Origin of the sequence: Rhodococcus sp. OK611 (assembly GCF_003050885.1) — a bacterium.
In the GTDB taxonomy this organism is placed as follows: Bacteria; Actinomycetota; Actinomycetes; order Mycobacteriales; family Mycobacteriaceae; genus Rhodococcus_G; species Rhodococcus_G oryzae.
Map to the genome: position 1 here is coordinate 120,354 of NZ_QAOZ01000015.1, position 23,989 is coordinate 144,342.

Genomic DNA, 23,989 nt, shown 5'->3' on the forward strand with positions numbered 1-23,989 from the left:
CAGCGATGAACGGAAGTAGCACGGATGAGTGAGAACCGGTTTGTCGGCAAGACGGCGGCGGTGACCGGCGCGGCGTCCGGCATCGGCGAGGCCATCGCGATCCGCCTGATGGCCGAGGGCGCGAATGTCGTCGGGATCGACCTGGCCGGTGATGCGCTCGGCGCCATGGCCACCGAGTTCGGCAAGGCGTTCCTGCCCGTCACCGCCGACGTGACCAAGGAGGAGGAGGTCGCGGCGGCCCTGGACGCCGCGGTGACCCGGTTCGGGGCGCTGGACCTGGCCTTCAACGTGGCGGGCGCGTCCCGCGTCGGCGCGATCGTCGATCTCGACGAAGCCGACTGGGACTTCACCATCGACCTGGTGCAGAAGGGCGTCTTCCTCTGCACCAAGCACGAGGCGCGGCGCATGAGCGCCGGTGGGCGCGGCGGGGCCATCGTCAACGTCTCCTCGCTGAACGCCCATGTGCCGATGCCAGGGGGCAGCCCGTACGCGACCGGCAAGGCGGGCGTCGAGATGTTCAGCAAGAATGCCGCTCTCGAGCTGGCATCGTCGGGCATCCGGGTCAACTCCGTGCTGCCGGGACTCGTCGACACCCCGCTGGTCGCCCCGGTGCTGGCCTACGAGCCCGCGCAGGCGATGTTCCTCGAACGCATCCCGATGGCGCGGGCGGCGACGCCCGACGAGGTCGCCGGGCCGTGCCTGTACCTGGCCAGCGACGACGCGGGCTACATCACCGGCGCGAGCCTGGTCGTCGACGGCGGCTGGGAACTGTCCAACTTCCCGAACTTCAGCAAGCTCGCTGGTTGAGATCGGGAACGAGCGGCCGCGGTAGCTCGAGATCGAGCGGCGGCTGATCGGACGTGCACTGTTCCCGCCCTCCCCTCCAGGGGCCGGGAACAGTGCACGTCATTTCGCTTTCGCGGCCTTCGCCGCCGCCTTCGCGGACTTCTTGAACTCGCGGACCTCGCCAAGGGTGCGGTCGTCGACGACGTCGGCGATGGACCGGCGCGAGCCGTCGTCGCCGTACGCCCCTGCCGCCTCCCGCCAGCCCTCCGGCGCGACGCCGATCTGCTTGCCCAGCAACGCGAGAAAGATCCTGGCCTTCTGATCCCCGTAGCCGGGCAGCGCCTTGAGCCGCCCCAGCACCTCGCGACCGTCGGGATCACCCTCGGTCCAGATCGCCTCGGTCCTGCCGTCGTAGTGCTCGACGAGGTAGATGCACAGGTCCTGGATTCGCTTGCCCATCGACCCGGGGAACCGGTGCACGGCCGGCGGGGTCGCGCAGAGCGCGAGGAACGCGTCCGGATCCATCTCCGCGATCTTGTGCACGTCCAGGCCGGACAGCCGATCGTCGAGCTTCTTCGGCCCGGCGAAGGCCACTTCCATCGGGATCTGCTGATCGAGCAGCATCCCGATCAGCAGGGCGAGTGGATCCGCGGCGAGCAGCGCATCCGCATCAGCGTCTCCGGCGAGGTGCAGCGTGAGTGCCATGGCCCGATCCTGCCATTTCCGGCGGCGAACTTTCGACCCTCCCGGCGTCCGGGAACATTCTCGCGTCGCCGCCCGTTGAGTTCGGTACACCGTACGGAAGCGAGTTATCCTTGACTGCAACCCCGACCGATATCGAGTTCGACCGCCAGATCGGCGCACTCACCGAGGCGGGCTACCCCGGCCTGACCGGGCTGGCCGACGACGACTTCGCGGCCGCGCTGGAACCGCTCCGCGCGGTGGTGCTCGCGCACCAGGAGAGCGCCGCCGACCAGGGCGAGGATCACATCCCGTTCGTCCTGGTCGTCGCGCGTACCGCGCAGGGCGCCTCCATCGACGCGCACGAGGCGATGTCGCGCACCGCCCTCGGCACCCAACGGGGGTTCGCCGACTTCGAGCCCGCCGAGCTCGCCCGGTTCCTGCCTATCGAATCCGTCGAGGTTCCGGACGGGATCGGCTACGCGCTACTGAACGTCGACACCGGAACGGAGTATCTGAACGTCACACCTGCGACGGCACTGACGTCGCTGACCGAAAGGGGAAGCACCGGGCTCACCGTGGCGGAGGGCGTCGCGCTGATCACCGTGCGCCCCGACATGCTCCGCAAGAACAAGTGCTTCTCGCTGCTGTCGTCACGGTGCGGGGACAAGCGGGTGCCCGCGCTGTGGATCAGCCAGCGCCGACCGAAACTGGGCTGGTGCTGGAACGGAAACCCGCACACCTGGCTGGGGTCGGCGTCGACGGCGGGCCGACTGCCGCTGCCCTGACGGCGGGCAGGCGAGCCGGGGCCCGTCGGGCCCGGCTACGCCTGCTCGAGCGACTTCTCGGTGGCGGCCAGCAACACGCAGGTCGCCACCCCGTCCATCGCCTTCGCGAGGTCGTCGGTGGACGGGAAGCTCGGCGCGAGCCGGATGTTCTTGTCCTCCGGGTCGGTGCCGTACGGGAAGGCCGAGCCGGCGGCGGTCAACGCGATGCCGGCCTCCTTCGCCAGGCCGATGACCCGCTTCGCGGTGCCCTCGACGACGTCGAGGCTGATGAAGTAGCCACCCTTCGGCTCGGTCCAGGACGCCACCTTCGACGACCCGAGCCGATCCTCGAGGATCTGCAGGACCAGCGCGAACTTCGGCGCAAGGATCTCCCGATGCTTGTCCATGTGCGCGCGCACGCCGTCGGCGTCCTTGAAGAACATCAGGTGCCGCAGCTGGTTGACCTTGTCCGGCCCGATGCTCTTCTTGCCCAGGTGCTGCTGGTACCAGGCCAGGTTCTGCGTGGAGCCGCCGACGAAGCTGACGCCCGCGCCCGCGAAGGTGATCTTCGACGTCGACGCGAACACGAACGGCCGGTTCGGGTGTCCCGCCGCCGCCGCGATGCCCAGCACGTCCAGCGGGGCCTCGAACTCCTCGACCAGCGGGTGCACCGCGTACGCGTTGTCCCAGAAGAGCCGGAAGTCGGGGGCCGCGGTCGGCATCGAGGCCAGCGTCCGCACGACCTCCTCCGAGAAGACCGCACCGGTCGGGTTCGAGTAGGTGGGCACCGCCCACATTCCCTTGATCTGCGGATCCTCGGCGACCAGCCGGGCGATTAACGCGACATCCGGGCCGTCGTGCCGCATCGGGACGGGGATCATCTCGATCCCGTACGACTCGGTGATCGCGAAGTGCCGGTCGTAGCCGGGGCTCGGGCACAGGAACTTGATCTTCGGCTCCTGCGACCACGGCCGCACCGAGTCGGGGGTGCCGTGCAGCAGCGCGAACACGATGATGTCGTGCATGATCTCGAGGCTCGCGTTGTTGCCGGCCAACAGGTTCTCGGTCGGGATGCCGAGCAGTTCGCCGAAGATGGCACGCAGCTCCGGCAGTCCGGTGAGGCCGCCGTAGTTGCGGCAGTCCACTCCGTTGCCGTCGCGGTACTCGACTCCTGGCAACGCGAGCAACGCCTGCGAGAGGTCCAGCTGCTCGGGCGACGGCTTCCCGCGGGTCAGGTCGAGGGTGAGCTTCTCCGTCTTGAGCTGCGCGTAATTCGCGGACTGGCGCTCGTGCTCCGAACGGAGTTCCTCATGGCTCATCAACCCAACTTGGGTTTGGGTAGGCATGCCGAAAGACCTTTCACCGGCGCGACTGTCGGAGGTGCGCAAAAATAAAGGGGACCCCGCGCACCCGGCAGAGCCCATTGACCCTTGCTGCCTTCCGGCCCTGGGGGAGTTCACAGGATGCGCGCCGCGCGGGATCCGTCCACGAGTGTAGCCATGCCCGTCCGGGGGCGGACAGGCGGCCGAGCTTTCGCCCCGATCGGGGGGCCGTTTTCATTTCCTGGCGGGTTAGCCGGTATGCTCGCCCACGGAGGATTCGCCTAGTGGCCTATGGCGCTCGCCTGGAACGCGGGTTGGGTTAACGCCCTCAGGGGTTCAAATCCCCTATCCTCCGCCACACGATGGCCCCCGATCTCCGGATCGGGGGCCATCGTTGTATCCGGGGCCAGGACGGATGTCGTGAATCTTCAAGACCGCGTCGTCGCGCAGGTCGCACCATGGAGCCATGACCACCACGACCAGCAACGCCGATCTCTACCGGCGACTCGCCGCCGAACTGACCCGCCGCGTCGAAGCCGTGCCCGCCGACCGCTGGGACAACACCTCCCCCTGCGAGGGCTGGACCGCCAGGGACGTGCTCGGGCATGTCATCGAGACCCAGTCCTACCCGGTCAACGCGGCGGGCATGACGCTGCCTGCGGTCCCCGACGTCGCTGTCGATCCCGTCGGGGCCTGGACACAGACCCGCGACGCCGTGCAGGAGATCCTCGACGATCCCGAGCGCGCCGATCGTGAGTACGAGGGGCAGATGGGCACGGCGAAGGTCTCCGACACCTTCGGCTCCTTCTACACCTTCGACCTGGTGGTACACGGCTGGGACATCGCGAAGGCGACCGGCGCCGACACGGCCATCGATCCCGGGGACCTGGCGATGCTCGCCCGCTTCGCCGAGCGGATGGGTGAGGCCCTGCACGGACCCGGGGTCTGCGGCCCCGTGGTCGCGGTTCCCGCCGAGGCGGACGAGCAGACGCGGGTCCTCGGCCTGCTCGGCAGGAGGGCCTGAGCCACCCCGAGGCGCTGTGACGGTCGACACTGTGTGAAGGACGCCGCCCGGGCCGGAACCCGCGTGACCACGGCGATCGATCCTGCGGCGGACGCCCGCACGCGGTGACCGCTTCGCTCGCACTGCGCGGCGCGGGACCCTTCATTACTGTCCGCGATGCGTCGGCCGTCGGCGCACAGTCCACTCGGGAGGAACCACCATGGCAGACAACGGCAGCTCCGTACTCGACACCGGCGCCGCGACCGCCGTCGACATCGAGGGCATCCTCGGCACCACGATCAAGGCCGTGCTCGACACGTTGAACAACGTGACCATCAGCTGACGTTCGCCCCACCCAAGATAGGCCCCGCCCAACAGTTTTCGGGCGGGGCCCTTTCGTATCCGAGTCCGAAACGATGAACAGTAGTGCCCATCAACTGATTTCATGGTCCGTGACGGTTTGCCGACATTCGCCCCGGACGACGCGGCGGATGCCACCTCCGACTGCCGGCGACCATTCGGACCAGCTTCTACATGAACTGTTCATGTTCCGGAAGGGTTGCAGCACAGGTTGTTTCCCGCAGCTTTGGCCGACGTTAACCGAACAGAAACCCTGCGATTTCAAGGGATGCGCGCCCGCAGAACCTCCGATACAGTCCGCGATGCAGATCGAACGACACAGACTTCCTGGAGGAATCCCATGGCAAACTTCACCCCGATCGCAGACGCAGGCGCCGACACCGGCAGCAGCGGAATCGACGTCATCTCCGAGGTCCTCTCCGGCGCGGGCGGCATCTTCGGCAGCCTGGTCGGTGCCTTCAGCAGCTGAGCCCCCTCAGTTGCGCGGCCTCGGCCCCCGTCCGTCCGGGCGGGGGCCGACGGCGCACCGGGACCCCTCCTGGCGGGCAACCCCACTCGATAGGCTGACGTCATGCCACAGTCGGCCCCGATCGGTGCAGTTTCGAGCGACCTGCAAGCAGTCGCAAGCGGTGCCGTTTCGAGCGACCTGCAAGCAGTCGCAAGCGGTGCCGTTTCGAGCGACCTGCAAGCAGTCGCAAGCGGTGCCGTTTCGAGCGACCTGCAAGCAGTCGCAAGCGGTGCCGTTTCGAGCGACCTGCAAGCAGTCGCAAGCGGTGCCGTTTCGAGCGACCTGCAAGCAGTCGCAAGCGGTGCCGTTTCGAGCGACCTGCAAGCAGTCGCTAGCGGTGCCGTTTCGAGCGACCTGCAAGCAGTCGCTAGCGGTGCCGGACGGTTCGCCCCGAGCCCGTCCGGCGACCTGCACCTCGGTAACCTCCGAACCGCGATGCTGGCGTGGCTGTTCGCCCGCTCCACAGGCCGGAGATTCCTGATGCGAATCGAGGACCTCGACCGGGTGCGGGCGGGTGCCGAAACGCGACAGCTCGACGACCTCGCGGCCCTGGGGCTGGGCTGGGACGGTCCGATCGTCCGGCAGTCGGAACGCCTGGTGCGCTACGACGCCGCCATCGACGAACTCACCGCCGCCGGCCGAACCTACGAATGTTTCTGCACCAGAAGAGAAATCCAGCAGGCCGTCTCGGCGCCGCACGGACCGGACGGCCACTACCCCGGTACCTGCCGCGACCTGAGCGCAGCCGAGATCGCGGCCAAGCACGACTCGGGCAGGCCCCCGGCCATCCGGCTGCGCGCGGAGATCACCGAATTCGCGATCGAGGACGAGCTGCACGGCCGCTACACCGGCGCGATCGACGACGTGGTGCTCCGGCGCGGCGACGGCATCCCGGCCTACAACCTGGCCGTGGTGGTCGACGACGCGGAGCAGGGCGTCGACCAGGTGGTACGCGGGGACGACCTGCTCTCCTCCGCGCCGCGGCAGGCCTACCTGGCCTCGCTGCTCTCGCTGACCGTGCCGCGCTACGCGCATGTCCCGCTGGCACTCAATTCCGACGGTAAGCGGTTGGCCAAACGCGACGGCGCCGTCACGCTGGCCGACCAGCGGGCCCTGGGTCGCACCCCCGACGAGGTGCGGGGAATCCTGGCAACCTCCCTCGGAATGGCCGAGGCAGGCGACAAGCCCGGCCTGGACGAGTTACTTCGAGGTTTCGATCCCGTCGCGCTCCCGCGAACCGCCTGGGTATTCGCGGATCTTTAATGGATGTTTGCGCAATCGAAACGTATTCGGCGAACGGCAGGGTACCGGGCAATGGGGATCGCACGTAGGGTCACTAAGCACTGTGTATGACGAGCACCGTTGAATGGCAGCAATCAGACCGCATCCGAGGGGAAAACATGACCACCGGTGGATTTGATCAGAACCAGAACCAACCAGGCGAGCCGTCCTACCCGACTCCGCCGCAATTCGATGACCAGGTGGCGGGGGGCGCATTCCCAGGCGGCGCCGAACCCGGCAGCCTCGGGGTTCGGTTCGGCGCGCGGCTCGTCGACTACATCCTGGTCGGAGTCGTCACCTGGATCCTGCTGATCGCCTTCGGCGTCGCCGACAACATCGCCATCAGCGGATTGGTCTCGGGCATCCTGACGTTCGCGTATTTTGTGGTCTTCGACATCAGGGGCTGGACCCCGGGCAAGAAGATGCTCGGACTGAGCGTGCGCGGCCCCGGCGGCGGCAACCCGACCCCTCAGCAGGCCTCCATCCGCGAGGCGTTCAACCTGCTCAACATCATCCCGTTCATCGGCGGGCTGCTGAGCCTGATCGCGGTCATCGTGATCGCGGTGACCATCAATTCGAGCCCCACCAAGCAGGGCAAGCACGACGAACTGGCAGGCGGAACCCAGGTCGTCAGGGGCTGATCGATCACCGCACGACCATTTTCACCCGAACCCGCCGTTGTTCGAGTTCGGGACGCACCACAACTCAACCGCACAAAAGAAGGAAGACTGTGAGCGAAAACCCACCGACCGGCCAGCCTGGCAACGAGGGCACCCCGGACAATCCGATTCCGCCGCAGAATCCGCCTGCCGGCGGGTACCCGCCGCCGCCCGGATACCCGCAGCCCGGCGCCACCCCGCCTCCCGGCGGCTACCCGCCGCCCCCCGGTGGCTACCCGCCCCCGCCCGGATACCCGCAGCAGGGCGCACCGCAGCCCGGGTACCCGCAGCAGGGCGCGCCGCAGCCCGGCAGTTACCCGCCCCCGCCCGGATACCAGCAGGGCGGAACCCCGAACATGCCCGGCGGCTACCCGCCGCCCCCCGGATACGGCGCGGGCGAAGGCGGCTATCCCCCGCCGCCCGGGTACGGCGCGGACGCGTTCTCGGCCCCCGGCTTCGGCGGCCCCGGCGGCACCCCGCAGCTCACGGTCGGTGACGCGCTCGGCTACTCCTGGAACAAGTTCAAGGCCAACGCCGGGATCTGGATCGGCATCGTCCTGATCGCCGCCGTCATCGAGGTGGCGCTCAGCCTGATCTTCAACACCGGGAACACCTCGAGCGACTTCTCCTCGGCCTTCACGGTGTGGGGCATCTTCGGCACCATCGTCACCACCGTCGTGGGATACCTCATCCAGGCGGCCATGATCCGCGGCGCCCTGCACGAGGTGGACGGCAACAAGCCGGCGATCGGCTCGTTCTTCCAGTTCAACAACGTCGGCGCGATCATCCTCGCCAGCGTCATCGTCGGTGTGCTGTCCGCGATCGGCTTCGTGCTGCTGATCATCCCGGGCCTGATCATCGTGTTCCTGACCTGGTGGACGCTGCAGTTCGTGATCGACCAGAACCAGGACGCGATCACCGCGATCAAGTCGAGCTTCAGCGCCATCTCGCAGAACGTCGGAGCCCTGCTGCTCCTCGCGCTGGCGCTGGTCGGTATCAACATCGTCGGCGCGCTGCTGTGCGGTCTCGGCCTGCTGGTGACCATCCCGCTGACCGTCATCGCCTCCACGTACGCCTACCGCGTGGTGGTCAGGGGCCCGATCGCCCCCTGATCCGGACAACCGGACAAACCGCGCACCCGCCGCAGGGCGCGAGCTCCTCCCACCAGGGTCGAGGTCGCGCCCTGCGGCGTTGTGATGCTTGGATGGCGTCGTGACAGTGTCAGAGCACGCCGAGAAGAACCCCGAGCACGCGACCTTCGCGCACGTCAGTCGCGGCTACTACCCCACGATCGTGGCGCTCTTCACCGCCGTGTTGCTGATCTCGAATATCTGCGCCACCAAGGGGGTGGCCTTCTTCGCGGGTGCCGAGCTGAGCGTCGGCCCGCTGCAGATCCTGCCGATCATCACCGACGGCGGGTTCTTCCTCTTTCCGATGGCCTACATCCTCGGCGACGTGCTCAGCGAGGTGTACGGCTTCAAGGCCACCCGGCGGGCCATCTACCTGGGCTTCGGGGCCATGATCCTGGCGTCCGCCTGCTTCTGGCTGCTGCTGGAGCTGCCGTCCGCAGACTTCTATGTCAACCAGGCGTCCCTCGAGGCAGTGGTGGGGGTGTACCCCCGGCTGCTGCTGGCAGGCCTGGCCGGGTACCTCGTCGGCCAGTTGCTCAACTCGCTGGTGATGGTGTCCATCAAGGAGCGCACCAAGGAGAAGCACCTGTGGGCCCGGCTCATCGGGTCGACCGTGGTCGGCGAGTTCGCCGACACCCTGATCTTCTGCGCCATCGCGGCGGGCGCGATCGGGATCAGCACGTGGGGCGACTTCTTCAACTACCTGATCGTCGGCTTCCTGTGGAAGACGCTGGTCGAGGTGCTGGTCATGCCGATCACCTACCGCGCGATCGCCTACGTCAAGAAGCACGAACCGACGTACGTGATCGCGAGCTGACCACTCACCGGAAGGCGTCGACGTTTCGCGCCGCCCACTCGGCGAAGGTCCGGGGCGGGCGGCCGAGGATTCCCTCGAGATCCGGACTGACCTGCTGTTCGACCGGCGTCGGAGCGCCCAGGACGTCGAGCGTGCCGTCCACCACCGGCGCCGGCATGAACCGCAGCATCTGTGCCCTCGCCTCGTCGCGGCTCTGCGCGGCGAATCCGACCGGCTCGCCGAGCGCCTGACCGATCGCCGCGGACCGCTGACGCGGCGAGACCGGCGCAGGCCCGGTGAGTACGTAGGTACGGCCGGCGTGGCCCGCCTCGCGCAGCACCACGGCGGCTGCCTCCGCGAGGTCGGCCGGGTCGACGTCCGGCAGTCCGACGTCGCCGAACGGCGCGGCGACCCGACGGTGCGAACGGACCGTCTCGACCCATGCGAACGCGTTGGAGGCAAAGCCGGCAGGCCGCAGGACCGTCCACTCCATGCCCGACCCCTTGACCGCGGTCTCGAATGCCCTGAGTCCCGTGTGCGAGGGCGAGTCCGGCCGGGTCCCGGCGACCTGGGAAGACAACAGGACCACTCGGCGAACCCCGCCCGCACGCGCGACGTCGAGGATCCGGCTCGGGCTGACGTCGGCCGCGAGGACCTCCCCCGAAACGAGGAGGAACAGGGCCTCCGCTCCCTCGACCGCGGCTCCGAGACTGTCCGGTTCGGTGAGATCGGCCTGCCGGTGCCGGACCCCGATGGGGACCGCGTCCGCCGACCCCCGAGAGACCGCGGTGACCTGCTCACCCGCCGCGGCCAGGGCCCCCACCAGCGGCACGCCCACGTTCCCCGTCGCTCCCGTTACCACGATCATGAACAGCTCCCCTTCGTCGTTTCCTGAGGTCACACGCGTCGGACGACGCCCCTCGTGAGTTAGTTAGTTGACTAACTCACTCTGAAGATAGCCGATGGTAACGCGGCTGTCTATAGTTAGTCAGGTGACTGACTCAGCGGAGAGCGTGGGGCCGCGGCGCGGCAAGCGGGAACGCCTGGCGGAGGCCGCCGCCCAGGTCTTTCACGAGCAGGGCGTGGAGAAGACAACCCTCACCGACATCGCGCGCGCGGCCGACGTCCCGGTTGGCAACGTGTACTACTACTTCAAGACCAAGGACGAGCTGGTCGGGGCGGCGATCGGCGCGCACGCGCAGCGCCTCGAGGCGTTGATCGCCGCGCTCGATGCGCACCCCACTCCGCAGGAGCGCCTCAATGCGCTGGTGCGTGGATGGACGGAACAGCGTGAGGTCGCCGCGCGATTCGGCTGCCCGTTCGGGACCCTGTCATCGGAACTCGACAAACGCACCGATGGCCTGGACCGCGACGCCGCCGAGGTCATGCGTCACCTGGTCGACTGGGCCGAGCAGCAGTTCCGGTCGATGGGCCGCGACGACTCCCGTGAGCTCGCGGTCGCCCTGATCGCCGCCTACCAGGGCATTTCCCTGCTCACCAATACGTTCCGGGACCCCGAGCTCATGGCAGCCGAGGGCCTCCGCCTGGAACGCTGGATCGACTCGCTCGCCGGAGCGAGCACGCCGGGCTAGACGCGGCTGGTGGCGTAGAACCGTCCGAGAGTCTCCGACTTCAGATCGTCGAAGTAGCCGCCCTCGATGCTCTCCCGGATCCGGTCCACCAACCGGATGGTGAATCGTTCGTTGTGAATGGTCGCGAGCGTCGACGACAGCATTTCTTTCGATTTGAACAGGTGGTGCAGATACGCCCTCGAATAGTTCTTGCAGGTATAGCAGTCGCACTCGTCGTCGATCGGGTTGTAATCGCGCCGGAAACGGCTCGTGTTGATGTTGAACCGTCCGGTGGTCGTGTAAATCGCGGCATTTCGCGCCACCCGTGACGGATTCACGCAGTCGAAGGTGTCGGCCCCGTTCTCGATGGCGACGAACAGGTCGTCCGGCTCGCTGATGCCCAGCAGGTGCCGCGGCTTGTGTTCGGGCAGCTCCTCGTTGCACCACCGCACGATGGTCCCGAGGTTCTGCTTTTCCAGCGCCCCGCCGATCCCGTAGCCGTCGAAGCCGGTGCCGCTCTCGCCGACGATCGACTCCAGCCCCCGGCAGGCCTGCCTGCGCAGGTCCTCGTACTGCGCGCCCTGCACGACGCCGAACAGCGCCTGGTACGGGCGGTGGCTGCGCTCGGCGGTCAGACGTTCGTGCTCGGCGATGCACCGCACCGCCCACGCCTGCGTGCGTTCGACCGACTCCTCCTGGTAGCCACGGGTGTTGAACAGGGTGGTCAACTCGTCGAACGCGAAGATGATGTCCGCGCCGAGCCGGTGCTGGATGCTCATCGAGATCTCCGGCGTGAACCGGTGCCGGGAGCCGTCCCGGTGCGACTTGAACGTCACCCCGTCGTCGTCGACATGCGCGAGGCGCTCCTTGCCGACGGCGATCACATCGTCGGACTGGACCCCGACGGAGTCCATCGAGAGCACCTTCTTGAAGCCGACGCCCAGCGACATCACCTGGAATCCGCCGCTGTCGGTGAACGTCGGGCCCGGCCAGTTCATGAACCGGCCCAGGCCGCCCGCTCCGTCCACGATGTCCGGCCCAGGCTGTAGGTACAGGTGATACGCATTCGCCAGAACAGCCTGCGTGCCAAGTTCTTTCATCGTCTCCGGCAGCACCGCCTTGACGGTGGCGTTGGTCCCGACCGCGATGAACGCCGGGGTCTGGATCTCACCGTGCGGAGTGTGGATGGTGCCGGTCCGGCCCAGGCGGCCGGGCAGCCGGGTACCGAGGGTGAAGAAGGGTTGGCTCACCGTGTCATCCAATCAGCCCGTTCACACGGCCGCCTCGGCCGGTCCGACGAACTGGCTGTTGTAGAGCTCGAAGTACGCCCCGCGCCGGGCGAGCAGTTCCTCGTGGGTGCCCTGCTCGACGATGTGGCCCTCCTCCATCACCACGATCAGGTGTGCGTCGCGGATGGTCGAGAGTCGGTGCGCGATGACGAAACTCGTCCGGTCGCTGCGCAGCGCCGCGGTGGCGTGCTGGACGAGAAGCTCGGTGCGGGTGTCCACCGAACTGGTGGCCTCGTCGAGGATCAGGATCGACGGTTGCGAGAGGAACGCCCGCGCGATCGTGATGAGCTGCTTCTCGCCCGCGCTGACATTGCCGCCCTCCTCGTCGATGACGGTGTCGTATCCCGCGGGGAGCGAATGCACGAAACGGTCCACGTAACTCATCCGGGCCGCCTCGCGAATCTGCGCCTCGGTGGCGTCGGGGTGGCCGTAGGCGATGTTCTCCCGGATGGTGCCGCCGAACAACCAGGTGTCCTGCAGCACCATCCCGATGCGGGACCGCAGGTCGTCGCGCGACATGGTGGTGATGTCGGTGCCGTCCAACCTGATTCGCCCCGAGTCCACCTCGTAGAACCGCATGATCAGGTTCACCAGGGTGGTCTTGCCTGCCCCGGTCGGACCCACGATCGCCACCATGTGTCCCGGCTCGGCGGTCAGCGACAGGTTCTCGATGAGCGGCTGCTCCTCCTTGTAGCGGAACGACACGTTCTCGAACTCGACGTGACCGCGGCGGACCAGCGGCGTGGCGGGCGACGCGGGGTCCGGCGACTGCTCGTCCTCGTCGAGTAGTGCGAAGACCCGCTCGGCGGACGCGACGCCGGACTGCATCAGGTTGGTCATGGCGCCGATCTGGGTGAGCGGCTGGGTGAACTGACGCGAGTACTGGATGAAGGCCTGCACGTCGCCGAGGCTCATCGACCCGGACGCCACCCGCATGCCGCCAACCACCGCGACGGCCACGTAGTTGAGGTTGCCGAGGAAGTTGATCGCGGGCATCACCATGCCCGAGATGAACTGCGCCTGGAAACCGGACTGGTAGAGCTGCTCGTTCCGCTCGTCGAAGGCGGCCCCGACCTCGCGCTGGCGGCCGAACGCGGTCACCAGCTCGTGCCCGGTGAAGGACTCCTCGATCTGCGCGTTCAGCGCGCCCGTGGTGGTCCACTGCGCCACGAAGTGCTTCTGCGACCGCTTCGCGATCAGCGTGGTCGCCAGCACCGACAGCGGCACGGTCGCCACCGCGACCATCGCCAGCAGCGGCGAGATCCACAGCATCATGGCCAGGATGCCGATCACCGAGAGCACGGACGTCAGCAGCTGGCTGATCGTCTGCTGGACGGTCTGGGCGATGTTGTCGATGTCGTTGGTGACGCGGCTGAGCAGGTCGCCGCGGGGGTTGGTGTCGAAGTAGCGCAACGGCAGCCGGTGGATCTTCTCCTCGACGTCCGCGCGCAGCCGCATGATGGTGCGCTGCACCACGATGTTGAGCACGTAGCCCTGCACCCAGCTGAACAGCGAGGCCGCCAGGTAGATCACGAGCACGACGGCGAGCACCCGGCCGAGCGCGCCGAAGTCGATCCCGGTGCCGGGCACCACGTCCATCGAGGACACCATGTCCGCGAAGGTGTTCTGCCCCTGTGCCCGCAACTCGTCGACGGCCTGGTCCTTGGTGAGGCCCGCGGGCAGCTGCCTGCCGACGACACCGTCGAAGATGATGTTGGTGGCGTGCCCGAGGATCTTCGGGGCCACCACGCTGAGCACCACGCTCATCGCCGCCAGTACGAGCACCAGTCCGACCGCGAACTTGTCCGGGGACAGTCGTTTGAGCAGACGCCTCGCGGACGGACCGAAGTCCATCGGCTTCTTCGACGGCGGGCCCGCGGCGGCCATCGGGCCGCGCATGGCGCTCACGACGCCGCCTGCGCGGCGAGCTGGGACGCGACGATCTCCGCGTAGGTCTGACAACGGTCCACGAGCTCGGCGTGGGTGCCGATCCCCACGATGGCACCGTCCTCGAGCACGATGATCTGGTCGGCCTCGATGATCGTCGAGACCCGCTGCGCGACGATGATCACGCAGGCGTCCCGGGTGACCGGCGCCAACGCGGCCCGCAGCCGGGCGTCGGTGCTCAGGTCCAGCGCGGAGAACGAGTCGTCGAACAGGTAGATCTCCGGTTCCCTGACCAGGGCCCTGGCGATCGCCAGCCGCTGCCGCTGTCCGCCGGAGACGGTGGCGCCGCCCTGCGCGATCGGGGACTCGAGGCCCCCCGGCATGGCCCGGACGAAGTCGGCGGCCTGCGCGATCTCCAGACATCGCCACAGCTGGGCGTCCGTCGCGTCCGGCCTGCCGTACCGCAGGTTGCTGGCCACCGTCCCGGAGAACAGGTACGGCTTCTGCGGGACCAGGCCGATCGAGGAACGCAGCTGGTCGGGGTCGATGACCCGGACGTCCGCGGCCCCGACGCGGACCTCGCCGCCGGTGACGTCTATCAGCCGCGGGATCAGGTTGAGCAGGGTGGACTTGCCGGATCCGGTGCCACCGATGATGGCGGTGGTCATCCCGGGTTCGGCCAGGAAGCTGACGTTCCGCAGCACCGGCGCCTCGGCGCCGGGGAAGGCGAAGGTCGCGCCGCGCATCTCGACGATGCCGCGCTCGCGCCAGCTGGTGAGCGGCTTCGGCGAGGCCTGCACCGACGGCTCGGTGTCGAGGACCTCGGTGAGCCGCTCGGCACACACCGAGGCGCGCGGCAGGATCACGGCGATGACGGTCACCATCATCACCGCCATCAGGATCTGCATGATGTAGGAGAGCACCGCGGTGAGCGAGCCGATCTGCATGGAGCCCTGGTCGATGAGGTGGCCGCCGAGCCAGAGCACCGCGACGCTGGTGATGTTCGCGATGAGCATCACCATCGGGAGCATCAGCGCCATCAGCTTGCCGACCCGCAACGCGGTGCCTGCCAGGTCCTCGTTGGCCGCGCCGAAACGCCGCATCTCGTGCGATTCGCGGACGAACGCCCGGACCACCCGGATGCCGGTGATCTGCTCGCGCAGGACCCGGTTGATGGCGTCGATCCGCGACTGCATCAGCCGGAACTGCGGCACCATCTTCGAGATCACCAGGTACATCGCCAGGCCGAGCAGCGGGACCGCGACGGCGAGCACCCAGGCCAGGCCCTGCGACTGACGGATCGACATGACGATGCCGCCGATGCCCATGATCGGCGCCGCCACCAGGATGGTGCAGCTGATCACCACCACCATCTGAATCTGCTGGACGTCGTTCGTGCTGCGGGTGATCAGGGAGGGCGCCCCGAAGTAGCCGACCTCGCGCGCGGAGAACCGGCCGACCTGGTGCACGACCGCGCCGCGCAGGTCACGACCCATGCCCATCGCGGCGCGGGCGCCGAAGTACACGGCGCCGATGCTGCACGCGACCTGCAGGCACGTGATGAGCAGCATCGTGCCGCCGGTGGAGAGCACCACAGCCGTATCGCCCTTGGCGACGCCGTTGTCGATGATCTCGGCGTTGAGGCTCGGCAGATACAGCGTGGTCAGGGTCGAGATCAACTGGAGCGCAACGACACCCGCCAGGTCACCACCGTATGGGCGCAGGTAGGTGCGCAGCAGTGAGTACAACATAGGCTTCGAGGCTACCAATCGACCGCGTGACTCGGCGGGATACACCGGGCGAACCCGCAGCTCAGCGCCTCCGCCATGCCTCCGGGTCGGCGGTGAGCCGCTCGACGAATCCGGGCAGCCGGCCGCAGGCGATGTCCGCGATACTGACACCCTCCAGGACGGCCCTCAGGTTCACCCGCACCGCGATCCACACGTCGAGCAGCGGGGCGGCGGGCCCGTCGTAGTGGACCTCCTCGGGGCGCTGGCCCCGCACCGACGCCAGCGGGCCCTCCACGGCCCGGATCACGTCGGCGACGGTGATCTCGGCGGCGGGCCGGGCCAGCCAGTACCCGCCGTCCGGGCCCCGCCTGCTGTGCACCATGCCTGCCCGGCGCAGGTCACCGAGGACGGCCTCGAGGAACTTGTGCGGGATCGTCTGCGCGTTCGCGAGGTACTCCGCCTTCGCGAGCGCCTCCCCCGCCGCGGCCAGTTCGACCAGGGTGCGCACGGCGTAGTCCACCTTCGCGGTGATGTGCACGGCAGCCCCCTCGCCTGGCCGGTCCGTCCGGCGGTTGATTCCTACCATCGCGGTATAAAATCGGGCAAGCGCAGTTGACAGGCCACGCACGCCACTGCCAGCCTGGACGCATGTCCGGCAACCCTGCGCTCACGGTGCGACGCCACGTCGACCTCCTGCGCGTTGCCGCCGCGCTCTGTCAGTAGCGATCCGCCCCGCTCCCCCCTCCCACGACCTGGCCCCAACGGCTCGTCGACCGGCGCGCACACGCCCGCCGTACTGACATCTCGGAGCACCCTTCATGAGCATCGACCTGCACTGGTTCCTGCCCACCGCCGGCGACGGCCGCGGCATCGTGGACAACTCGAACTCCTCAACCTCCGATCCCAGGACCGCCGGGAACCGGGCCCCGACCCTCGAGTACCTGACCCAGGTCGCCCGCGCCGCCGAGCAGTCCGGGTTCACCGGCGTGCTCACCCCCACCGGGACGCACTGCGAGGACGCCTGGCTGACCACCGCCGCCCTGATCCCGCTGACCGAGCGGCTCAAGTTCCTCGTCGCGTTCCGGCCCGGGGTCATCTCGCCGACGCTGGCCGCGCAGATGGCCGCCAGCTACCAGCGCCTGTCCGGCGGGCGACTGCTGCTCAACGTGGTGACCGGGGGCGACTCACAGGAGCAGCGGAGTTACGGCGACTGGCTGACCAAGGACCAGCGCTACGCTCGCACCGCCGAGTTCCTGCAGGCCCTGCGCGGGACGTGGGGCGAGGCCCCGTTCGACTTCGACGGCGAGCACTACAAGCTGGTCGGCGCGACCACCTCGGCGCCGCCGAACCCGGTGCCGCCCATCTACTTCGGCGGCTCCTCCGCGGCGGCCCTGCCGGTGGCGGCGGGTCACGCCGACGTGTACCTCACCTGGGGCGAGCCGCCTGCGCAGGTGGCCGCGAAGATCGCCGCGGTCCGCGAGCACGCCGAACGTGCCGGGCGCACCATCCGGTTCGGCATCCGGCTGCACGTGATCACCCGCGACACCTCGAGGCAGGCGTGGGACGTCGCCGACACGATGCTCGCCGGCCTCGACCCGACCGCGGTCGCCGAGGCCAGCGCCCGGTTCGCACGGTCCGAGTCGGAGGGACAGCGGCGGATGGCGGCCCTGCACGGCGGCAGCACCGCGTCGCTGGAGATCTCCCCGAACCTGTGGGCCGGCGTCGGGCTGGTCCGCGGCGGGGCGGGCACCGCGCTGGTCGGCAGCCACGAGGAGGTCGCGGACCGGATCGAGGAGTACCACTCGCTGGGGCTGGACGAATTCGTGCTCTCCGGGTACCCGCACCTGGAGGAGGCGTACTGGTTCGGCGAGGGGGTGCGGCCGATCCTGGCGCGCCGGGGCCTGCTGGCGGGTGAGCGGGCGCTGATCCCGGCGTGAGCCGGGCGGGCGTCTGCGGCCGACCGGATCTACAGCCGCAGCACGCCCATCGCCGCGTCGAGCAGCACCCGCAAGAGCTCCTCGTCGTCGGCCTGCGGCACCGCCGCGTTCGCCGACAGCGCCGTGTTGAGCACCTCCAGCGCCGCGACCGCGCGGATCGTGGACTCCGTGGCGGCGTCCGGGCCCGCCAACCAGATGTTGATCCGCCGGTTGATCTCGATCAGCTCGGGCAGGATCGGGCCGAGGGTGGCGGTCATCGCGGAGGCGTCCCGGACGAACAGCGACCCCTCCGCGCGGTGGTTGAGCAGCCCGATCAGGTAGCGGCGCAACACCTCCCGGATGCCGTCCGCGGTGTGCGGCGCCTGATCGAGCACGTCGGCGACGTCACGCATGACGAACAGGATCGGGGTCACGATGGCCAGCAGCAGGTCGGCCTTGGAGGCGTAGTGGTAGTAGAGCGAGGCCTTGGTGATACCGACCTCGTCGGCGATCTCCCTCAGGCTGGTCTGCTCGACGCCCTTGGCGATGAACTGCCGAAGCGCGGCCTCCCTGATGGCCGACCTGGTATCTCGCGCGCCCATCGTCGACCACCTCTCTTCCTCCGGTCCGGTCCGAACACAACGGCACCCTAAGGCCCCGCGCAGCGCGGCGACGAATCATTCCAGTTGTCGGTGGCCCGAATGGGTGCGTAGTCTACCTACCGCACGGTAGGCAAACTTGCAGAACGCGGTGTGGAGGGGCACATGTTCGGGAAACTTGCTCGATTCGTTGTACACAATCCATGGAAAATCATTGCGGCGTGGATCATCGCCGCCGTCGCGGTCGTGGCGCTCGCGCCCACGCTGACCGACGTGCTCAACAAGGAGCAGTCCGGCTTCCTGCCGGACACCTACGAGTCCATTCAGGCACAGCACCTCGCCGAGGAGCAGTTCGGGAAATCCGAGGACGCCACGGCGACCATCGTGATCAAGCGCGAGGACGGGCAGCCGCTGTCGGCGGAGGACCAGGCCAAGGTTGAGGGCCTGGCCGGTTCGATCAACGCGACCGATATCGATCGGGTCGTCGTCGCCGAGACCGGACCGCAGGCGCTCGCGGAGAACAAGGAAGTCCAGCTGGTCAGCGTCGGACTCCAGGGCATGCCCGACGAGAAGCCGGTCGGCGAGGCGGTCAAGGAGATCCGCAAGATCGGCGGCGAGACGCTCGCGGACAGCGGCCTGCGGATGTCCGTCACCGGTGACGCCGCCCTCATGGTCGACAACGAGGAGGCGTTCAAGAACGCCGAGGCGATCATCGGCATCGTCACGGTCCTGCTGATCATCGGGCTGCTGCTGGTCATCTACCGCAGCCCCGTCGCGGCCCTGCTGCCGATCGTTTCGGTCGGCATCGTCTCATCCATCGCGCCCGGCATCATCGCCCTGGTCGCGAAGGGCACCGGCCTGCAGGTCGACCAGTCGCTGCAGATCATCCTGACCGTCGTGCTGTTCGGCGTCGGCACCGACTACATCCTGTTCCTGTTGTTCCGCTTCCGTGAGCGGCTGCGGGCGGGCGAGGAGAAGACCACCGCGCTGATCCATGCGGTCGAGCGGGTCGGCGAGGTCATCGCCTCCGCGGCGGGCGCGATCATCGTGGCGTTCTGCGCGCTGCTGCTCGCGATCTTCGGCGCGTTCCGCAGCCTCGGCCCCGGCCTGGCCATCGGCGTCGGCATCATGGCGCTCGCGTCGCTGACGCTGATCCCCGCGATCGTGTCGCTGATCGGCACCAAGGTGTTCTGGCCGTCGAAGTCGTGGCAGAAGGAGCCCAAGGGCACCGTCTTCGCCAAGCTCGGCGCGTTCACCGGCCGCCGCCCCGGCGTGGTCGCACTCGTCTCCGGCGGGCTGCTGGTCGTGATGGCGCTTGGCATGTTCGGCTTCAAGACGGACTACGACCAGCTCGGCCAGCTGCCGTCCACCACCGAGTCGGCGCGCGGCATCAAGGACCTGCAGTCCGGGTTCCCGGCGGGCGCACTCAACCCGACGCTGGTGTACCTACACTCCACGGACGGCTCCCCGCTCGACCCGGCCGAGGTGGAGCGGGTGGCGAAGGAACTGACCACCTCCACCGGCATCGGCGGCGCCATGCCCGCGAACGAACAGGGCGACCTCGGACTGATCTCCAAGGACGGCAGCACCGCGCAGATCAACCTGCTGCTGGAGTACAGCCCGCAGTCCAACGAGGCGCTCGACGCGGTCGACCCGCTGCGCGAGGCAGCGCACGCGGCCGCACCGGAGGGCACCGAGGTGCTGGTCGGCGGGCCGACCGCGGCGTTCACGGACATCCGCGACGCGAACAACCGCGACCTGTCGGTGATCTTCCCGGTCGCAGGCGTGCTGATCGCGCTGATCCTGGGTCTGCTGCTGCGTTCGCTGGTGGCGCCGCTCTACCTGATGGCCTCAGTGGTGCTGGTGTTCTTCTCCACCATGGGCGCGACGGCGTTCCTGTTCAGCGTGGTCGGTGATCGTCCCGGCATCTCGTTCTCGCTGCCGATCATGCTGTATCTGTTCGTGGTGGCGATCGGAACGGACTACAACATCCTGATGATCGCCCGACTCCGCGAGGAGGCGAGGGAAGGCCGAAGCCCCAGGGAGGCAGCCCGATTGGCAATCGAGCACGGCGGGCCCTCCGTCGGCGCGGCCGGCATCATCCTCGCAGGCACCTTCGGGTCGATGATGCTGTCCGGCATCGCCATGATGACCGAGATGGGCTTCGCGGTGGCGCTGGGCATCCTGCTCTCGTCGTTTGTGATGTCGATGTTCCTGGTGCCCTCGATCACCGCACTGCTGGGCCACAAGGCCTGGTGGCCGGGCCACGGTGACGCCGTCACCGAACACGGCCGTCCCGAGGAGAACCTGGAGCCCGCGCGGGTCTGACCCCACCGGGCCGAAAACGACAGAGGGCCCGCCCTTTCCGTCATCACGGAAAGGGCGGGCCCTGCTCGTTGTCGAAGGGACTAGCTGGTCCAGGCGGCCCGGTGGCTGTCGGCCGGCTGCGCCGGATCCCAGTTCTCGGCCTGGAAGTTGGTCGTGTGGACGGAGTCTCCGCCGACCTCCGTGACGGTCAGCACCCCGATCATGGAACCGAGCAGAGACGGCTTGGCGGTCACGGCGATCGCGGAGGCGGTGTCCTTGAGCGCGTCGCCGTCGAGGTCGCTCGCGCAGACCCGGACCGTGAGATCCACGGTCGACGGGGTCTGTCCGCTGTTCAGCTTGGTGACGGCACCGTCGACGGTGACGCCGGAGGGCAACGTCGCGGACTTCGCGATCACGGTCGCGGTGGGATCGTCGGCGTTGGCGTCGCCGGGGCAGGTTGCGGTGGGAGCGGCGGAGGCCTCAGCCGCGGACGAGGTGTCCTCGGAGCTGCAGCCGGCAAGAAGGAGAGTGGCCCCGAGTGCGAGGGCGGTCACAGTGCGTTTCACCCGGTCATTGTGGATGCAAATGTCGGCTCCCGCATCACGGGGGGTGAACATCCGGTGACAGCGTCCCGTATCGCAGGTCACACTGCTCTACATGTGGGAATCCCTGCCGGAATGGTGGAACTCGCTGCCGGCGCCGCTGCGCGACCCGGTCGCGTTCGCCATTCCCTTCTTCGTCCTGTTCCTCGCCCTGGAATGGGCGGCGGCGCGGTACCTCGCCGCGCCCGAACTCGGCGCGGACGGGCGGGCCCATCCCCCGCGCGGCGGCTACGACGCCGTGGACGCGCAGACCAGCATCTCGATGGGCGCGGTGTCCGTGCTGACCAGCGCGGCGTGGAAGGCGCTCGCCCTGGTCGGGTATACGGCCATCTACGCGTACCTGGCGCCGTGGCACCTGCCGGTAGACGCCTGGTACACCTGGGTGATCCTGATCGTGGGCGTCGACCTGTTGTTCTACTGGTACCACCGGATCGCCCACCGCACCCGGATCGTGTGGGCAACCCACCAGGCGCACCATTCCAGTGAGTACTTCAACTTCGCCACCGCGCTGCGACAGAAGTGGAACAACAGCGGCGAGATCCTGATGTGGATCCCGTTGCCGCTCATCGGGATCCCGCCGTGGATGGTGTTCGTCGGGTTCTCGATCAACCTGGTGTACCAGTTCTTCGTGCACACCGAGCGGGTGGACCGGCTGCCCCGGCCGTTCGAGTTGGTGTTCAACACGCCGTCGCACCACCGGGTGCATCACGGCTGCGACCCCGAGTACCTCGACAAGAACTACGCGGGCATCCTCATCGTCTGGGACCGCATGTTCGGCACCTTCACTCCCGAGACGCATCGCCCCACCTACGGGCTGACCACGCCGGTGCGCACCCACAACATCGTCACCCTGCAGGGACACGAGTACGCCGCCATCGGCCGCGACGTTCGGGCCGCCGGGTCGTGGCGGGAGCGGTTCGGGTATGTGTTCGGCCCGCCGGGATGGGCGCCATGACCGCACCGCCAGGAGGATGGCCCGCGTCACACTTCACGTGTTAACTTACTCAAAAGTAAGAATGTGGCGACGGGGGGAACCGATGGCAATCCGAGATCGAGGTCTGCGGGCGGGCATGGCGCTGATCGGCCTCCTGGCCGCCGTCACAGCCGGGACCGGCGCCGCGGCGGCCGAACCGGCGAGCGGTCCGCTCCCCGTCCCCTTCGACCTCGGTGCCGGGCTCCGAGCCCTGCCCTTCCCCGAGGTGGTGCCGCCAGGCGCGAACGACCCGTCCTGCCGCCCGTCCGCCGCCCACCCGAACCCGGTGGTGCTGGTGAACCCGACCTTCGCGACGCAGGCGACCGCGTGGCAGGCAGGCGCGCCCTACCTGCGCAACAACGGGTACTGCGTCTACACGTTCAACTTCGGCAACCCCGTCTGGGTGTCGGAGATCCCCGTCCAGGCGCTCGGCGACATCCGCGAATCGGCGCGGGTGCTGTCCGGCACCGTCGATCGGGTGCTCGCGGCCACCGGCGCAGCGAAGGTGGACCTCGTCGGCCACTCCCAGGGCGGCGGTGTGCTCTCGCACTACTACCTCACCGCCCTCGGCGGAGATCGGAAGGTGGACAAGCAGATCGGGATCTCGCCGAGCGCCCACGGCACCACGCTCAGCGGGGGCGTCTATGTCCGCAGCCTCGTCCCGCCGGTGGGCCGCACCCTCTACGACGTGGTCACCGGGCTCACCCCGGCCCTCACCCAGCAGGCATTGGGTTCCGACCTGATGGCGCAGACCTACGGCAACGGTGACACCAGGCCCGGTGTCCGGTACACGACGATCGTGACCGAGTACGACGAGGTGGTCACCCCCTACACCGAGCAGTTCCTCACGGGCGCGAACGTCACGAACGTCCTGCTGCAGGACGGCTGCGAGGCGGACAGGTCCGAACACCTCTCGTCGCTCTACAGCGAAAGGGCCTGGCGGTTCGTGCTCAATGCCCTCGATCCGGATCACCAGACGCCGGTGCCCTGTTTCCCCGTCGACCCGTTCTTCCCGAACGTGAAGTAGGAGGTTCAGCTGCCGCCCTCGACCGCGATCGCGGCCCCGCCGCTCAGCAGCGTGGTCGCGGTCAGACCGAACATCCGATGGAAGGCGTCGCTGAAATGGGAGGGGCTCGCGAAGCCGGCGTCGACGGCGGCGCGGGTGAGGTCCGAGCCCTTCGACACCGCCGTCGCGACGTGCAGCATCCGGGCCCACAGCCGGTAGCGGCGGAAGCTGGTCCCGGTCTCCGTGGCGAACAGCCGGAGGAAGTACGGCGTCGACAGGTGCGTGTCGCGGGCGAACTCCGCCGCGGTGACCGGCGCGCCCGGCTGCGCGCGGATCGTCCGGATCACCCCGCCGATCCGCTCGTCGTCCGGCCCGTGGACCGGGCCGGACGCCGCGTCCAGGATGCGGCCTGCGTCGAGGACCGGGCCGGAGCAGAGGCCGATCAACTCCGCTTCGGCCCGGTGCCCGATCCCGAAGACGCCCTCCGCCGCCGCCATCCGCTCGAGGCACCCGCCCGCCCGCGCCGAGCCGGGATCGAAGTAGCAGAACAACATTCGCTCCCCCGTCGCGACGATCTGGTGCCTCGTCCGCGGCGGTACGAGCACCGATCGGTGCATCACGTCGGCGCTCCCGTCCACCCGCAGGATCAGCGGCGCGTCCACGCCGACCGCCAGGCAGTACACCGCCGTCGAGTGCGGGTCCAGCCGCAGCGAGGGCCCGAGATAGACGGCGTGCCCGTAGCCGACCCACAGCGCGGGCGCCGCGGTGACAGCGCACGTTTCTGGAAGCGGCGACCGGTCCACAACCGCCATGCTG

General features: G+C 68.5%; 25 protein-coding genes, 1 tRNA gene and 1 other RNA gene. 16 read left to right on the top strand and 11 right to left on the bottom strand.

The genetic code is table 11. The annotated features are described in order from the left end of the window. Positions 1 to 24 precede the first annotated feature (24 nt). Entirely contained in the window at positions 25 to 807 is a 783-nt protein-coding gene (locus tag C8K38_RS19595) for an SDR family NAD(P)-dependent oxidoreductase (RefSeq protein WP_097213085.1), read from the top strand. Positions 808 to 906: 99 nt separating this feature from the next. On the opposite strand, the gene C8K38_RS19600 is transcribed toward C8K38_RS19595, so the two are convergent. Further along, entirely contained in the window at positions 907 to 1,491 is a 585-nt protein-coding gene (locus tag C8K38_RS19600; RefSeq protein WP_097213086.1) for an HhH-GPD-type base excision DNA repair protein, read from the bottom strand. A 110-nt stretch (positions 1,492 to 1,601) separates the two neighbouring features. Between C8K38_RS19600 and C8K38_RS19605 the strand changes: the two genes are divergently transcribed. Further along, complete coding sequence (locus tag C8K38_RS19605) at positions 1,602 to 2,255, top strand: DUF5701 family protein (RefSeq protein ID WP_097213087.1); 654 nt, start codon at positions 1,602 to 1,604, stop codon at positions 2,253 to 2,255. A 35-nt stretch (positions 2,256 to 2,290) separates the two neighbouring features. Here the strand turns inward: C8K38_RS19605 and C8K38_RS19610 are convergent, their stop codons facing one another. Continuing rightward, positions 2,291 to 3,580, bottom strand: a complete 1,290-nt coding sequence (locus C8K38_RS19610; protein WP_097213088.1) for an aminotransferase class I/II-fold pyridoxal phosphate-dependent enzyme — start codon at positions 3,578 to 3,580, stop codon at positions 2,291 to 2,293. Between the two features lie 45 nt (positions 3,581 to 3,625). Then, positions 3,626 to 3,720: signal recognition particle sRNA small type (gene ffs, locus C8K38_RS19615), an RNA gene on the bottom strand. Between the two features lie 106 nt (positions 3,721 to 3,826). On the opposite strand from ffs, the gene C8K38_RS19620 reads away from it, so the two are divergent. From C8K38_RS19620 to C8K38_RS19645, 8 genes are all read left to right on the top strand, one after another. Beyond that, positions 3,827 to 3,914 (top strand) — tRNA-Ser (locus C8K38_RS19620). 108 nt (positions 3,915 to 4,022) lie between these two features. Further along, positions 4,023 to 4,580 (top strand): TIGR03086 family metal-binding protein, encoded by a 558-nt coding sequence (locus C8K38_RS19625; protein ID WP_097213089.1) that lies wholly within the window; start codon positions 4,023 to 4,025, stop codon positions 4,578 to 4,580. Between the two features lie 199 nt (positions 4,581 to 4,779). Then, a complete protein-coding gene (locus C8K38_RS27810; protein ID WP_257017616.1) occupies positions 4,780 to 4,902 on the top strand; it encodes a hypothetical protein in 123 nt (40 codons plus the stop codon). Positions 4,903 to 5,259: 357 nt separating this feature from the next. Then, complete coding sequence (locus C8K38_RS27815; RefSeq protein WP_257017617.1) at positions 5,260 to 5,388, top strand: hypothetical protein; 129 nt, start codon at positions 5,260 to 5,262, stop codon at positions 5,386 to 5,388. A 357-nt stretch (positions 5,389 to 5,745) separates the two neighbouring features. After that, a complete protein-coding gene (gene gluQRS, locus C8K38_RS19630) occupies positions 5,746 to 6,690 on the top strand; it encodes a tRNA glutamyl-Q(34) synthetase GluQRS (protein ID WP_373560278.1) in 945 nt (314 codons plus the stop codon). Positions 6,691 to 6,827: 137 nt separating this feature from the next. Then, positions 6,828 to 7,349, top strand: a complete 522-nt coding sequence (locus tag C8K38_RS19635) for an RDD family protein (RefSeq protein WP_097213091.1) — start codon at positions 6,828 to 6,830, stop codon at positions 7,347 to 7,349. Positions 7,350 to 7,438: 89 nt separating this feature from the next. After that, positions 7,439 to 8,479 carry a hypothetical protein gene (locus C8K38_RS19640; protein ID WP_097213092.1) on the top strand — a complete coding sequence of 347 codons (1,041 nt, stop codon included), beginning with the start codon at positions 7,439 to 7,441 and terminating at the stop codon, positions 8,477 to 8,479. 100 nt (positions 8,480 to 8,579) lie between these two features. Then, entirely contained in the window at positions 8,580 to 9,314 is a 735-nt protein-coding gene (locus C8K38_RS19645; RefSeq protein ID WP_306455745.1) for a queuosine precursor transporter, read from the top strand. Positions 9,315 to 9,318: 4 nt separating this feature from the next. Here C8K38_RS19645 and C8K38_RS19650 read toward each other — a convergent pair whose 3' ends face one another. Beyond that, the gene (locus tag C8K38_RS19650; protein WP_097213150.1) at positions 9,319 to 10,161 is read right to left on the bottom strand and encodes an NAD(P)H-binding protein; all 843 of its coding nucleotides are present in this window, start codon (positions 10,159 to 10,161) and stop codon (positions 9,319 to 9,321) included. 124 nt (positions 10,162 to 10,285) lie between these two features. Between C8K38_RS19650 and C8K38_RS19655 the strand changes: the two genes are divergently transcribed. Next, positions 10,286 to 10,885 (top strand): TetR/AcrR family transcriptional regulator, encoded by a 600-nt coding sequence (locus C8K38_RS19655; RefSeq protein ID WP_257017619.1) that lies wholly within the window; start codon positions 10,286 to 10,288, stop codon positions 10,883 to 10,885. On the opposite strand, the gene tgt is transcribed toward C8K38_RS19655, so the two are convergent. The 4 genes from tgt to C8K38_RS19675 form a co-directional block, all read right to left on the bottom strand. Beyond that, complete coding sequence (gene tgt / locus C8K38_RS19660) at positions 10,882 to 12,126, bottom strand: tRNA guanosine(34) transglycosylase Tgt (protein WP_097213095.1); 1,245 nt, start codon at positions 12,124 to 12,126, stop codon at positions 10,882 to 10,884. The genes C8K38_RS19655 and tgt overlap by 4 nt on opposite strands. Positions 12,127 to 12,135: 9 nt before the next feature. After that, positions 12,136 to 14,052, bottom strand: a complete 1,917-nt coding sequence (locus C8K38_RS19665) for an ABC transporter ATP-binding protein (protein WP_097213151.1) — start codon at positions 14,050 to 14,052, stop codon at positions 12,136 to 12,138. 5 nt (positions 14,053 to 14,057) lie between these two features. Continuing rightward, on the bottom strand, positions 14,058 to 15,791 hold the full coding sequence (locus C8K38_RS19670) for an ABC transporter ATP-binding protein (protein ID WP_097213096.1): 1,734 nt from the start codon (positions 15,789 to 15,791) through the stop codon (positions 14,058 to 14,060). Positions 15,792 to 15,852: 61 nt separating this feature from the next. Beyond that, complete coding sequence (locus C8K38_RS19675) at positions 15,853 to 16,308, bottom strand: RrF2 family transcriptional regulator (RefSeq protein ID WP_097213152.1); 456 nt, start codon at positions 16,306 to 16,308, stop codon at positions 15,853 to 15,855. Between the two features lie 110 nt (positions 16,309 to 16,418). Between C8K38_RS19675 and C8K38_RS28130 the strand changes: the two genes are divergently transcribed. Then, on the top strand, positions 16,419 to 16,493 hold the full coding sequence (locus C8K38_RS28130; protein ID WP_354578830.1) for a putative leader peptide: 75 nt from the start codon (positions 16,419 to 16,421) through the stop codon (positions 16,491 to 16,493). Between the two features lie 95 nt (positions 16,494 to 16,588). After that, positions 16,589 to 17,707 carry an LLM class flavin-dependent oxidoreductase gene (locus C8K38_RS19680; protein WP_097213097.1) on the top strand — a complete coding sequence of 373 codons (1,119 nt, stop codon included), beginning with the start codon at positions 16,589 to 16,591 and terminating at the stop codon, positions 17,705 to 17,707. A gap of 29 nt (positions 17,708 to 17,736) precedes the next feature. Here C8K38_RS19680 and C8K38_RS19685 read toward each other — a convergent pair whose 3' ends face one another. Next, positions 17,737 to 18,288, bottom strand: coding sequence for a TetR/AcrR family transcriptional regulator (locus C8K38_RS19685; RefSeq protein ID WP_097213098.1), 552 nt, complete (start codon positions 18,286 to 18,288; stop codon positions 17,737 to 17,739). A 162-nt stretch (positions 18,289 to 18,450) separates the two neighbouring features. Here C8K38_RS19685 and C8K38_RS19690 point away from each other — a divergent pair, with 162 nt between their 5' ends. Beyond that, complete coding sequence (locus tag C8K38_RS19690; RefSeq protein ID WP_097213099.1) at positions 18,451 to 20,613, top strand: MMPL family transporter; 2,163 nt, start codon at positions 18,451 to 18,453, stop codon at positions 20,611 to 20,613. Positions 20,614 to 20,693: 80 nt separating this feature from the next. Here C8K38_RS19690 and C8K38_RS19695 read toward each other — a convergent pair whose 3' ends face one another. Next, a complete protein-coding gene (locus C8K38_RS19695) occupies positions 20,694 to 21,158 on the bottom strand; it encodes a hypothetical protein (protein WP_143548494.1) in 465 nt (154 codons plus the stop codon). 91 nt (positions 21,159 to 21,249) lie between these two features. Here C8K38_RS19695 and C8K38_RS19700 point away from each other — a divergent pair, with 91 nt between their 5' ends. Continuing rightward, positions 21,250 to 22,149 carry a sterol desaturase family protein gene (locus C8K38_RS19700; protein WP_097213101.1) on the top strand — a complete coding sequence of 300 codons (900 nt, stop codon included), beginning with the start codon at positions 21,250 to 21,252 and terminating at the stop codon, positions 22,147 to 22,149. Positions 22,150 to 22,231: 82 nt separating this feature from the next. Beyond that, positions 22,232 to 23,194, top strand: coding sequence for an esterase/lipase family protein (locus C8K38_RS19705; RefSeq protein ID WP_257017620.1), 963 nt, complete (start codon positions 22,232 to 22,234; stop codon positions 23,192 to 23,194). 5 nt (positions 23,195 to 23,199) lie between these two features. On the opposite strand, the gene C8K38_RS19710 is transcribed toward C8K38_RS19705, so the two are convergent. Further along, positions 23,200 to 23,985 (bottom strand): AraC family transcriptional regulator, encoded by a 786-nt coding sequence (locus C8K38_RS19710; protein WP_257017621.1) that lies wholly within the window; start codon positions 23,983 to 23,985, stop codon positions 23,200 to 23,202. Positions 23,986 to 23,989: the final 4 nt, after the last annotated feature.